The organism is Arthrobacter echini, assembly GCF_008107445.1.
Classification (GTDB): domain Bacteria; phylum Actinomycetota; class Actinomycetes; order Actinomycetales; family Micrococcaceae; genus Arthrobacter_D; species Arthrobacter_D echini_A.
In genome coordinates this window covers 65,677-78,561 of sequence record NZ_VSLD01000007.1, presented here as the reverse complement: position 1 = coordinate 78,561, position 12,885 = coordinate 65,677, and the positions used below count along the sequence as shown (strand labels likewise).

Annotated in this window: 7 protein-coding genes and 1 tRNA gene; 4 read left to right on the top strand and 4 right to left on the bottom strand. The window is 68.1% G+C overall.

Annotation, left to right across the window (positions count from 1 at the left end; genetic code table 11):
* Positions 1–24: 24 nt before the first annotated feature.
* Positions 25–1,590, bottom strand: a complete 1,566-nt coding sequence (locus FQ377_RS12605; RefSeq protein ID WP_148601619.1) for a zinc-dependent metalloprotease — start codon at positions 1,588–1,590, stop codon at positions 25–27.
* Positions 1,591–1,851: 261 nt separating this feature from the next.
* Here FQ377_RS12605 and FQ377_RS12600 point away from each other — a divergent pair, with 261 nt between their 5' ends.
* The 3 genes from FQ377_RS12600 to FQ377_RS12590 all read left to right on the top strand — a co-directional run bounded on the left by FQ377_RS12600 (position 1,852) and on the right by FQ377_RS12590 (position 6,396).
* Positions 1,852–2,946, top strand: coding sequence for a YlbL family protein (locus FQ377_RS12600; protein ID WP_262364449.1), 1,095 nt, complete (start codon positions 1,852–1,854; stop codon positions 2,944–2,946).
* 247 nt (positions 2,947–3,193) lie between these two features.
* The gene (locus tag FQ377_RS12595) at positions 3,194–6,244 is read left to right on the top strand and encodes a UPF0182 family membrane protein (RefSeq protein WP_395858490.1); all 3,051 of its coding nucleotides are present in this window, start codon (positions 3,194–3,196) and stop codon (positions 6,242–6,244) included.
* Positions 6,245–6,322: 78 nt separating this feature from the next.
* A tRNA-Met gene (locus FQ377_RS12590) sits at positions 6,323–6,396 on the top strand.
* Between the two features lie 131 nt (positions 6,397–6,527).
* Here FQ377_RS12590 and FQ377_RS12585 read toward each other — a convergent pair.
* The 3 genes from FQ377_RS12585 to FQ377_RS12575 all read right to left on the bottom strand — a co-directional run bounded on the left by FQ377_RS12585 (position 6,528) and on the right by FQ377_RS12575 (position 11,048).
* Positions 6,528–7,916 carry a cryptochrome/photolyase family protein gene (locus FQ377_RS12585; protein WP_148601618.1) on the bottom strand — a complete coding sequence of 463 codons (1,389 nt, stop codon included), beginning with the start codon at positions 7,914–7,916 and terminating at the stop codon, positions 6,528–6,530.
* A gap of 151 nt (positions 7,917–8,067) precedes the next feature.
* Positions 8,068–8,862 carry a PspA/IM30 family protein gene (locus FQ377_RS12580; protein WP_148601617.1) on the bottom strand — a complete coding sequence of 265 codons (795 nt, stop codon included), beginning with the start codon at positions 8,860–8,862 and terminating at the stop codon, positions 8,068–8,070.
* Between the two features lie 62 nt (positions 8,863–8,924).
* Complete coding sequence (locus FQ377_RS12575; RefSeq protein WP_148601616.1) at positions 8,925–11,048, bottom strand: TPM domain-containing protein; 2,124 nt, start codon at positions 11,046–11,048, stop codon at positions 8,925–8,927.
* A gap of 389 nt (positions 11,049–11,437) precedes the next feature.
* Here FQ377_RS12575 and FQ377_RS12570 point away from each other — a divergent pair, with 389 nt between their 5' ends.
* Positions 11,438–12,829 carry a S1C family serine protease gene (locus FQ377_RS12570; protein WP_262364448.1) on the top strand — a complete coding sequence of 464 codons (1,392 nt, stop codon included), beginning with the start codon at positions 11,438–11,440 and terminating at the stop codon, positions 12,827–12,829.
* Positions 12,830–12,885: the final 56 nt, after the last annotated feature.

Genomic DNA, 12,885 nt, shown 5'->3' with positions numbered 1-12,885 from the left:
CAGGACGCGGGAACCGGGCGGGCTCTATCGGTTCGGGTCCACTCCCTCGTCGGTCCCCGGTGCATCCGGATCGTCGTCCGCAGCGGAGTCCGCTCCGGAGTCGGATCCCGCGTCATCGACTCCGGATGGCGTCGGCCCATCCGTCGCCGTGTCCTCCGCTGCGTCCGGGTGCTGTGGCTCCTGATCGTCGAAGTCGCCCGCCAGCAGGCGCTCGAGGGCCGCATCCACATCGGCGTCGGAGGATTCGATCAGCCGCCGGCGCTCGGAGAAGCCCTCGGGATCATCGAGGTCCTCCGCTGTGGGCAGCAGGTCCGGATGCTGCCAGAGAGCGTCCCGGCCCTGAACGCCGCGTTCCTCGGTGAGCCGCGACCAGAGGGCGGCGGCATCCCGGAGCCTGCGCGGCCTGAGCTCGAGGCCCACGAGCGATGCGAAGGCATGCTCGGCCGGTCCGCCCGTCGCCCGTCGCCGTCGGACCATTTCCCGCAGGGCGCCGGCGGAGGGAAGGTTCGCCGCGGCGGCTGCCGCGAGCTCGTCGACCCAGCCCTCCACGAGAGCCAGCGTGGTCTCCAGGCGCACGAGTGCTGCTTCCTGCTCCGGAGTGCGCTCGGGCATGAAGACACCCTGTGACAGGGCACCCTGCATGCTCTCCGGGTTGGTGGGATCGATGTCCCGGGCAGCTTCCTCGATCTTGCTGATGTCGATGTGGATGCCGCGCGCATAGCGCTCGATGCTGCCGAGGAGGTGACCGGTCAGCCACGGCACCTGGGTGAAGAGCCTGACATGGGCGGCCTCCCGGACCGCCAGGAAGAGCTGTACCTCCTGCTCGGGGATGTCGAGCCCCTCGCCGAAGGCCGCAACATTCGCGGGGAGCAACGCCATGCGGCCGTCCGCGAGGGGAACACCGATGTCCGTGGAGCCCACAACGTCCTTCGAGAGGGCGCCGACGGCCTGCCCCAGCTGCATGCCGAACATCGCGCCACCGACATTCTGCAGCATCGACGCGGGTCCGCCCATGGAGCCGAGCATGGACTTCATCTCCTCCGGGAGCTGCTCGGAGATCACATCGGAGAGCGCGCGGGCGATGCTCGTGGCCACGGGTTCCGTGAGGCGGCGCCAGGTAGCCATGGTCGCCTCCACCCACTCGGCCCGGGACCACGCGCGGCCCAGCTGGCCGGTGCTGGGGAAGTCGGTGACCGGGTCGAGCCACATCTCGGCGAGCTTCAGGGCCTCGTCGACGCTCCTGCGCTGCAGGGAGGAGACGGACGGGTCGTTGTCCGCTGCGGCGATCCGCCGGGCGTGCTCGTGGGCCAGCTGCCAGTTGACGGGGCCGTCGCTGGCCGTGGAGAACATCGCCTGGACCTGCTGCATCATCATGGCCATCGCGGATGGATCGGAGGGCAGGCCCGCCGCTTTTGCGAGCTCCTGCGCGTCGAAGCCTCCGGCCCCTCCGCCGAACATCTTCGAGAGCATCTCCGACAGCGGGTCCTGAGGCGTGTCGTCGTCGCCGTTCGAGGGGTTGGATGGGTTGGTCACTGATACCACCGGTCCTGGGAGTAGCTTGGCGGGTCCGGTCGGGCGGGATTGCGCCATCCCTGCCGGCTGTACGCTCCACGCTACCGGCCCGGGCCTCCCGGCGTCCCTCATGCCTCGGATCGTTCGCTGAGGGCAAAGCAGCGAACGATCCGTGGATCGGCGTCGCCCGCGCGAGCTGCGCCGGGGACGGCTCCCGCTGAAGATCCGGGGAACGCCCGGCGATCGTCCAGGATGGAGCGTCTAGGCTGGGTTGGCAGGAACGGTGCTCGCAGGCCGGCCCGCCACCACCACCCCGCTACCGCTACAGAGAGAAGATCCGTGACGCAGCGTGCCCACGCCGAGACCTTCGGCCACGAGGGACCGGAGCGTCCCCGCGATCCACGCTTCCGCGCCATGGCCGTCTCCGGTGGTCTCGCCGTCGTGCTGAGCGCGACGGCGGTCCTCCTGCCCTCTCCCTATGTGCTCGAGTCCCCGGGACCGACCTTCAACACCATCGGCCAGGTGGACGGGCAACCGCTGATCGAGATCGACGGCGCGGAGAGTTTCCCGCCGGAGGGCCAACTGGACCTCACGACGGTCTTCGTCCGGGGAGGCCCGAACGGGCAGGTCAACGTCCTCGACACGATCCGGGCCTGGGCCACCTCCGACGACGACGTCATCCCCGAACAGCTCGTCTACCCCGAGGGCACCACCTCCTCCGACGTGCAGGAGCAGAACGCCGTCGCCATGACCTCCTCCCAGGAGTCCGCCATCGCTGCGGCCCTGTCCCACGAGGACATCGAGTACACGGAGGAGCTGTCCGTCGTCGGTCTCGGGCAGGACTCCGCCGCGGAGGGGCTCCTCGAGGAGGGTGATGTGCTGCGTTCTATCGACGGGCAGGAGATCCGCACCATCGCCGCGCTGCGCGAGGCACTCAACGACGGCGACGGATCAGCGGTGGACCTCGCCGTGACCCGCGACGGAGCGTCGACCGACGTGTCCGTCACACCCAGGGAGTCCGGCGAGGGCGACTACCAGCTCGGGGTCCTGCTCACCTCGAGGTTCGACTTCCCCTTCGACATCACCATCCAGCTGGACGACGTCGGCGGCCCATCAGCCGGGATGATGTTCGCCCTCGGGATCGTCGACACCCTCACGGAGGGCAATCTGACCGGCGGACGCCACTTCGCGGGGACGGGCACGATCGACTCGGCCGGCGTGGTGGGCCCCATCGGAGGGATCGCACAGAAGCTCGTCGGCGCACGCTCGGGCGGCGCCGAGTTCTTCCTCGCTCCGGGCGAGAACTGCGACGAGGTCACGGGGAACATCCCGGACGGGCTGACGGTGGTCCGGGTGGACACGCTCGACGACGCCGTCGAGGCCGTCGGGACCCTCGGCGAGGGAGGCGACGCCGCCGGACTCGCCTCCTGCTGAGGGACCGGACGGGTACGCGACCGGCCTCGTCCGGGGGCGCGTGGGGGTCCGGTCCCGGAAGGACACGGTTGGGTGACGATCGAGTCTGTCCTGCTCCCGCGCGGAACCGAATTGGTCGGCCCGGACGTGGAGAGGGCAGAATGAGAGCAGGAATGACGTCCGTGCACGCTACCTTCTGCTTCACGAGGCAGGTAGCGGGGCCAGAGAACGGCCATCGTGACCCGCAGCACCTAATGATGAGGTATATGTGACATCCGGACCAGAACCATCGTTCGGCAGTAGCCCGAGCAAACCACGAGGATCAGCCACCAGGCGCCGCAACCCGCTCATACCGACAATCATCGTCGTGGCGGTCATAGTCGTCGCCTTCGTGTATCTGTCCCAGGTGTACGCCGATGTGCTGTGGTACGACCAGCTCGGCTTCCTCGAGGTGTTCGTGACCGAGAATCTCACCAGGATCGCCCTGTTCCTCGCGGCGTTCCTGATCATGGCCGGGGCGGTGTACCTCAGTCTTCGCATCGCCTTCCGCAGCAGACCCATCTACGCGCCCGACAGCGCCATCCAGGACAACCTCAACCGCTATCAGGCGCAGCTCGAACCCATCCGCCGCCTGCTCATGCTCGGCATCCCGGTGGTGCTCGGCGCATTCGCCGGCACCGCGGCGTCGTCGCAGTGGCAGCAGGTGCTCCTCTTCCTGCGGCAGGAGCCGTTCAACCGGCAGGACCCCGAGTTCGGACTCGACTACTCCTTCTACATGTTCACGCTGCCCTTCCTGGGGTTCGTGACCGGCTTCCTGATCAGCGTCGTCATCATCAGTGCCATCGCCACGATCCTGACCCACTACCTCTACGGCGGTATCCGGCTCGAGGAGAAGGGTCTGTTCACCACGAAGGCTGCGCGGATCCAGATCGCTGTCGTCGTGGCGCTGTTCCTCATCCTGCAGGGCATCAACTACTGGCTGGACCGCTACGGGACGCTGCTGAACCAGGACGACTGGGCAGGCGCGCTGTACACCGACGTGAACGCGGTCATCCCGACGAAGGCCATCCTCGCCGTCGCCGCGATCATCGTCGCCGTGCTGTTCATCGTCTCCGCCATCATCGGACGCTGGAGGCTGCCCCTGATCGGAACGGCCATGCTGATCGTCACAGCGTTGCTCGCCGGAGGCATCTACCCGGCCATCGTGCAGCGCTTCCAGGTGGACCCGTCGCTGCTCTCCCGTGAGGGCGAGTTCATCGACCGCAACATAGAGCTGACGCGGGAGGCCTACGGACTCGACGACGTCGAGGTCTCGGCCTACACGCCCGAGAGCGTCCCGACCTCGGGAGCACTGGGTGACGACGGCGAGACCACGGCGAACATCCGCCTGCTCGACCCGAATCTCGTCTCCGACGCCTTCAGCCAGCTCCAGCAGTTCCGCCAGTACTACCAGTTCCCGGACACGCTGAATGTGGACCGCTACGAGATCGACGGCGAGATCCAGGACACCGTGATCGCCGTGCGCGAGCTCGATACGAGCGGCGTCCCGGACGGTTGGGTCAACGAGCACGTGTTCTACACGCACGGCTACGGCGTGGTCGCCGCTGCCGGCTCCACCGTCCAGCCCGACGGCCGCCCCGAGTTCCTGCAGTCCGGCATCCCCTCCACCGGAGTGCTCGGTGACGAGTCGACCTACGAACCGAGGATCTACTTCGGTGAGGAGTCGCCCGACTACTCCGTGGTCGGTGCGCCGGAGAACCAGGACCCGGCCGAGATCGACCGGCCGCAGGACGAGAACTCGGACACCGACTCGCGGACCACCTTCAGCGGGGACGGCGGCCCGGACGTCGGCAACGCCTTCAACCGGCTGGTCTACGCGCTGAAGTTCCAGTCCACGGATCTGCTCCTGTCCGATCAGGTCAACAGCGACTCGCAGATCCTCTACGACCGGGACCCGGTGGAACGGGTGCGCAAGGTGGCGCCCTACCTGACCCTCGACGGCAACAGCTACCCCGCCATCGTCGACGGCCGGGTGAAGTGGATCATCGACGGCTACACGACGAGCGCCAACTTCCCCTACTCCACGGAGCAGGAGCTGCAGTCGGCCACCCAGGACTCGCAGACGGCGGAGGGTCTCGCGACAGCACTTCCGGCGGATCGGGTCAACTACATCCGGAATGCGGTGAAGGCCACGGTGGACGCCTACGACGGCTCCATCAATCTCTACGCGTGGGACGACCAGGATCCGGTCCTGATGTCCTGGCAGAACGTGTACCCGTCCTCGCTCAAGCCGTACAGCGAGATGTCCTCGGATCTGCTCGCCCACGTGCGGTATCCGGAGGACCTCTTCAAGGTGCAGCGTGAACTGCTCGCGCGCTACCACGTCACCGCGACGGACGAGTTCTTCAACAACAGCGAGGCATGGAGTGTGCCGGCTGATCCGGGCGCCTCCTCGGACGGCGCGACGACGGCCTCCACGCCCCGGCAGCCGCCGTTCTATTTGACGCTGCAGATGCCCCAGTACGACGAGGCGGCGTTCTCGCTGACCACGCCGTACATCCCCTACGTACCGCCGGGCCAGACCCCGCGGAACGTGCTGTACGGGTTCCTCGCCGCCAACGGTGACGCGAGCACGGGGGAGGACGGCGTCAAGAGCGAGAACTACGGCCGCCTGACCCTGCTCGACAGCTCCGGACAGGATTCGGTCGTCGGCCCCGGGCAGGCGCAGAACCTGTTCAACTCGGACACCACGGTGTCGCAGGAACTGAACCTGCTGCGCCAGGGGGCCTCCGAGGTCATCAACGGCAACCTGCTGACGCTGCCGATCGGCGGCGGCATCGCCTACGTGCAGCCGGTGTACGTGCAGTCCTCCGGCAGTTCGTCCTTCCCCGTCCTCCGACGGGTCCTCGTGAGCTTCGGTGAGAACGTCGGCTTCGCGCCCACGCTCGCCGAGGCGCTGGACCAGGTGTTCGGTGGGGACTCCGGAGCAACGGCGGGCGACGAGGAGAACGTCGGGGCAACCCCGGATGATCCCGCAGCGCCGCCCGCGGAGGGTGACGGCGAGACACCCGCACCCACCCCGTCCGCCACGCCGACGCCTACTCCTTCCGAGGGCGGCACACCGGGTGGTACCACGGACGATCCGGCCGCGGACCTGCGTAGCGCACTCGATGATGCGAACACGGCGATCCAGGACGGTAATGCGGCCCTGGCAGCCAACGACTTCGCCGCCTACGGTGACGCGCAGGACCGGCTGCAGAGCGCCCTCCAGCGGGCCCTGGACGCGGAGGAGCGCGTCTCGGGAGGTGCCGGCGGATAGCTCGAAGCTGATCACGCGGGGTCGGGAGGCCGGTCGATTTGCCTCCCGACCCCGCGGCCGGTAACGTTAGTTACACGCCGCGGGGTGGAGCAGTTCGGTAGCTCGCTGGGCTCATAACCCAGAGGTCACAGGTTCAAATCCTGTCCCCGCAACGACGAAGAGGCAACAACAGTGAAGTCCGGTCCACCTGGTGGGCCGGACTTCACTGTTTAAGCGTCTGCTGAGAGAGCCCCGATGCTGCCCGAGCCGCTCTACGGGGTTGGACAGTACCACCGGGTACGCGTCAGCCCTTCGGAAGCTCCTTGTAGGCGCTCAGTGCCCGTTCCCGGCTCTCCTTGAGGTCCACGATCGGATCCGGATAGCCGGGGGCCGATCCCTTCCATGGTTCGTGCAGATTGTCCGCATCAGCGAGTTCCGGTACGTGGCGCAAGAGGTATTTCCCCTCGGCGTCGAACTTCCTGCTCTGCAGCACCGGATTGAAGATGCGGAAGTAGGGGCTCGCGTCGGCGCCCGATCCCGCTACCCACTGCCAGTTCGACGCGTTGGACGCCGCGTCGGCGTCGACGAGGCAGTCCCAGAACCATCTCTCGCCCACGCGCCAATCGACCATGAGGTTCTTGATCAGGAAGGAGGCCGTGACCATGCGGACACGATTGTGCATCCACCCCGTCCCGTAGAGCTGGCGCATCCCGGCGTCCACGAGGGGATAGCCGGTGCGCCCCTGCTGCCACGCCGCAAGATCGGCCGGCGTCGGGTCCTCCGACGCGAAGCCATCGAATTCCCTGCGGTAGTTCACGGTGGCGAGATCCGGGTTGAAGTAGAGCAGCTGCCAGCTGAACTCCCGCCAGCCGAGCTCTGCGCCGAAGACCCGCATGTCCTCCGCCGTCGAGGTGTCCTTGTTGTCCTGGACTGCGTGCCAGACCTCGAACGGGCTGATCTCGCCGAAGCGCAGGTGCGGGGACAGCCTGCTGGTGCCCTCGGTCCCGGGCCGCTCCCGGGCCGCTTTGTACCCGGCGGCGCTGTCGAGGAAGTCGTCGAGGCGTTCGTGGGCGCCGCCCTCGCCCGGTGTCCAGGCCTCACGCAGCCCCTGCGCCCAGTCCGGTGTGGTCGGGAGCAGCTTCCAGGAGTCGAGATTCTCGGACTTCAGCTGTGGCCCCTGCAGGGACTCGGGAGCGGGGAGCGGGGTCCGGGGCGTACGGAACGCGAGACAGGCCCGCCAGAACGGTGTGAAGACCTTGTACGGTTCCTTCGATCCGGTGGCGACTTCCCACGGCTCGTACAGCAGATTGGCCTGGTAGCTCGTCGCCTCGACGCCGTCCTCGGAAAAGCCTGCCTTGAGGGAGGCGTCGACCGTTCGCTCGGCCAGGCCGTAGCGGCGGTTCCACACGACGGCGCGGGCCGAGGACTCGTCGACGAGCCGGGGGAGCACCTCCCCGGCGGCGCCGCGTCGCAGGGTGAGGGCTATCCCGAGCTCGCCGAGCGACGCCGCGAGGGCGCTGAGGGAATGATGCAGCCACCATTTCGAGGCGCCCCCGAGCGGACGGATGCCCTCGGTCTCCTCATCCAGCACATAGCAGGCGACGACGTCGTCCCCGCTCTGTGCAGCCGCCATGAGCGCGGGATTGTCGGAGATACGCAGATCGTCGCGGAACCAGACGAGAGTGACAGCCATACCATCAACCTACCGGCGGCCACTGACACGGCATCGTGCACGAATAGACGATGTCATGGTGCACGAAAGGACAGGGGAACCGCAGCCTGATGGCCGTGGTTCCCCTGTCACCCTCCGCCGGATGGCGTCGGGCTGCCGCCTGGCGTCGGGATCAGAAGGTGCTTCCACCCGTCCCCGAGGGAGCACCGTTCGAACCATCGGTCCCGTTTCCCTGTCCGAGCGCGGACTGGCTGCCGGCGCCGGACTTCAGGGCGGCCAGCCGCGCCTCGATCTCGGTCTGCTCACCGAGGTCCTCGAGGCTCTCGAACTGCGAGTCGAGGCTCGACGACGCCAGTTCCTGCTGCCCGCGGACCTTGGCCTCCTCGCGCCGTATCTTCTCCTCGAAGCGGCCCACCTCGCTCGTCGGATCCATGAAGTCGATGCTCTTCACGGCGTCGTGAACCTGCTGCTGGGCCTGGGCCGTGCGGGAACGGGCAATCAGCTGATCACGCTTGACGGTCAGCTCGCCGAGCTTGCCCTTCATCTGGTTGAGACCGTCCTTGAGCTTGTCCACGATCTCCGTCTGCGACGCGATGGTGGGTTCTGCGCCCTTGGCCTCGTTCTCGGCAGACATCTGGCGCTGGATGGCGACCTTCGCCAGATTGTCGAACTTCTGTGCATCCGCAGTGTTGCCGGAGGTCCGGTACTCGTCGGCCTTGCGGGACGCCGCGAGCGCCTTGTTGCCCCAGCTGCGGGAGTTCTCCAGGTCCTCGTTGTAGTCCTCCTGCATCATGCGCAGGTTCCCGATGGTCTGGGCGACCGCGCTCTCCGCCTCGGCGATGCTGTTCGTGTAGTCGCGGACCATCTGGTCGAGCATCTTCTGCGGGTCCTCTGCCTGGTCGAGCAGGGAGTTGATATTCGCCCGTGTGAGCTGGGTGATCCGTCCGAAGATTGACTGTTTCATCATTGATTTGCCTTTCGATTCTTCCTGCTGGTCTCTGTGTCCTGCTGGACGCCGCCGCCCACGGTCTAGAAGTCGCCGCCACCGCCGCCGAAGCCGCCGAAACCGCCACCGCCGCCACCGAAGCCGCCGAAGCCGCCGCCGCCGAAACTGCCGCCGCCTCCGTCGAAGCCCCCACCGCTCTGCCCGCCGCCTCCACCGAATCCTCCTCCGAATCCGCCGCCCCCGTTGAGGATGGAACCGAGCAGGATTCCGCCGAGCAGCGCGCCGCCCATGCCGTCGTTCCCGCGTCGGCCGTAGCCTCCGCCTCCGCGGCCGAAGCCGCTCACGTCCTGTTCGGCGAGCTGCGCGGCCTGGTCAGCGAGCATCGCCGCCTGCTGGGCGTGGGAGAGCGCCGTCACGGGATCCGAGCGCTGGAGGTCCACGGCGTGGTCGAGGTTCCGCTCGGCCTCGGCCAGGCGGGTGCGAGCCTCGCGGCCCACCCCGCCCCGCCGCGCCCGGATGTAGTCGGCAGTACCGGAGATACCGGACTGCGCGGCGATGAGCGCGTGCTGCAGCGAATCCTGTGCACGGCGCGCATTCTCCGCCTGGTCCCGCACACCCCCCAGAGCGGCGTCGAGCTGGGCATGCGCCGATTCGAGTCGTTCCAGCAGCGCCAGGGGATTGCTGCGGCTCTGTCGTCGCTCTTCCCGCACGGTGGCCACCGCAGCCTCTACAGCAGCGATCGGGCCGGCGAGATCACGGTACTGACCGGCGCGGTCCATGGCTCGGGCCTGCGCCAGGTCCTGCTCGGTGTCGGGCAGCGCTCGCTCCAGCTCTGTTTCGGCCGCTGCGAGCTCGTCCGATCTCCGGTCGATCGCGTCGAGGAGGACAGTGCTCTGATGGACGGCTTCCTCCGCCGCCCGGACGGCGACGACGGCGCGGCCGGTGTCCCCGGCGTCCATACGTTCACCGGCTTCCTGTGCGGCACTGTCCACGAAGGCGAGCCGGTCCCTGGCCTGGTCGATGTTGTCCGCCACCTGGGTCGTCGCGGTGTCGCTGTAGCGGGCCTGCAGGCGGCCCAGTGCCTGCTCGGCCGCGGCGAGGCGCTGACCGGCGTCGGCCGCCGCGGACCGGGCGTGGGCGAGTGCCTCGGGCGCATTCCGTTCCAGTTCGCGCAGGCCGTCGAAGTCGGCCTTGTGTTCCTCGAGGGACGCATTCACGTCCTCGCAGCGGCGGATGATCTCGCCGAGCCACTGACGCTGCTGCTCCTCGGTGTCGGGGATGTGGTCGTCGAGCTGCTGCTGCAGTTTGAAGGACGCTCCCATGTGACGCTTCGCGGCGGCGATGTCCTCCGCGAAGGTGGCGATCGCCGGTGCGCCGTACTGCGCCTCGGCGAAGCCGAGCTCCTGCTCGCTGGATTTGATGGCGTCGTCCGCGGCGATCAGGAGGCTGCCGGCGCGCTTGCGCAGGTCCTCCACGCTGACCGAGGCGAGCGGGTCGATCACCTCGCCGTCCGACGACGGCGACGGTCCGTATCCGTACTGCTCGCGCTTGCGCTGGGCGCTGGTGCCCCCGCGCTTCTTCAGCAGCAGGTAGCCGCCGGCGCCGGCGACGGCGACGATCCCGCCCACGAGTACCAGACCGCCGAGTCCTCCGCCGTCCGACGAGGTACCCGTGCTGCCTGAGGTGCCACCGGAGCCGTTGGAGGTTCCGCCCGAGGTGCCGGAGAGAACTGCCTCGGTCCCCGCCACAGCGGCGAGGCCGCCGCCGAGCCAGTCTCCTTGCCCGAGTTCCGGCGCCACGTCATTCGTCCTGATGTCCTCGACCGATGAGTAGATCGCCGAGCGTTGGCCCGCGCTGAAACCCACCTGTCGTTGCTCGACTGCGACAGCGAGCACAGCTTCATCGTCGGACTGGGCGTTCGCCGCCGCCACCTGACTGGCCCAGTCTCCAGCAGCAGCTGGATTCTCGAACGTGTCGACATAGGCGACGCGGACCGTGAAGCCCTCGGACGACCGCAGCTCCTCGATGGCGGCCTGGAGCTGGTCCTCCTCGTCGGGGCCGAGGACGCCGGCGTCGTCGATCACGTAGTTCCCGGTGTCGAACGTGACCGGCTCGTCGGCGAATGCCGCTGAACCCGCTATCAGCGGGATCGCCACGAGGGCTCCCAGAACAGCAGAGACGCGTACGCGCCTGCTCGTCAATCGCATGTCCGACCCTTCAGCACGTCCCCCGGACCTTACCGATCCCGCGACTGGGGCTGGCGGACGCCGGAGGCTCCCTGTTGTCGTCCGATTCTATGGTCGGGTCCCCGGAGCGTCCACCAGGGCGGTCGTGCCCGAAGCGAACAGTGGTCGTCGGCCGCATGGACGCAGCCTGGTCGGTGGCCGACGAAATACCTCCGGTGCCTGCAACGGGCGCGGACACGTCGTGTCGACGGTGCTCGGACGGAGGATACTGGGGTGAGCCGGAGGCGCAGTCGTTCGACCGCCGCCACCCGATCGACGCCAGCGGACGTCCAGCAAGCATTCAGCAAGTGCACGCCTGATGCTCAGCGACTCTTGCGATGATGTGGTCAACAGCAACGAGAGGACTTTCCATGAACGAGCAGCCGGGCACCTCCGATCGACCACTGCCGCCCCAGCCGCTGACACCCCCGTCCCGCACCGCCGGAGGAACGGGCCAGCAGCCCGCGACGCCGCACCCCGCCTACGCGGGCCATCAGCCCTTCTACGGTGATCCCAGGGGCAGCTCCGGCCCGTCCACGGCCAGTGGGAGCAAGGCACCCCGTGACCGCCGCCGGGTGAGTGTGGCGACCTTCGCTGCCGGAGCCCTCGTGGCCGGGCTGATCGGCGGTGGAGTGGCGACTGCCGGGTACAACGCCCTGGAGCCCGATTCCTCGGCGGGTACCGTCCGGTCCGAGCCGCAGTCGGTCGTGGTCAACAACTCCGACGACGTCAACAGCATCACCGGCGCAGCGGTGACCGCATCGCCGAGCGTAGTCACCATCGCCGTGAGTGGTGGGGACTCCAGCGGCACCGGGTCGGGCATCATCCTCGACACCGACGGACACATCCTCACCAACACCCACGTGGTGACTCTCGGCGGCCAGGTGTCCGACCCCACCATCGAGGTCCGGCTCAATGACGGACGACTCTTCCCGGCGACCGTGGTCGGGACGGATCCCCTCAGCGACCTGGCGGTCGTCAAGATCGATGCACCGCAGCTCACCGCTGCCACACTCGGCGACTCCGACATGCTGAACGTGGGAGACACGGCCATCGCGATCGGCTCGCCCCTGGGCCTGAGCGGAACGGTCACCGACGGGATCGTCTCCACGCTGAATCGAACCATCAGTGTCGCCTCCTCCGCCGTGCCGGAGCAGCAGCCCGACAGCTCGGCGTCGGAGAACAAGGACGGCTTCAACTTCCTCCCACCCGGGGACTCGTCGGCACCTCAGCCGCAGTCACAGGGTTCCATCTATCTCAACGTGATCCAGACCGACGCCGCGATCAACCAGGGGAATTCCGGTGGTGCGCTCGTGGACACGGACGGGAAGATCATCGGAGTGAACGTGGCGATCGCCTCGGGGGGATCGAGTGAGACCACGGGCAACATCGGCGTCGGCTTCTCCATCCCCATCAGCTACGCGGAGCGCATCGCGAAGGAGATCATCGCCGACGGCGAAGCCACCCACGGCTTCCTCGGCGTGAGCATCTCCCCCGCCTCGGCGGATGGCTCGCCGACCACGTCCCCGTTCTCCTCCGGGGCACTCGTGGAGAACGTGGAGCCAGGCTCGCCCGCCGAGGACGCGTCCCTCGAGGCCGGTGACGTGATCACCGAGGTGGCAGGCTTCACCATCACCGACCCGGAGTCCCTGACGGCCGCCGTCCGCATGCAGCGGGTGGGGGAGCAGGTGCCGGTGGAGATCCTCCGGAACGGGCAGACCATGACCATGGACGTCACTCTGGGTGAGGTGCCGGCCAACTAGCATCCTTCCGGCAGCCAGGCTGGACGAGGCGGCTCCCGACCGGGGGCCGCCTTCTG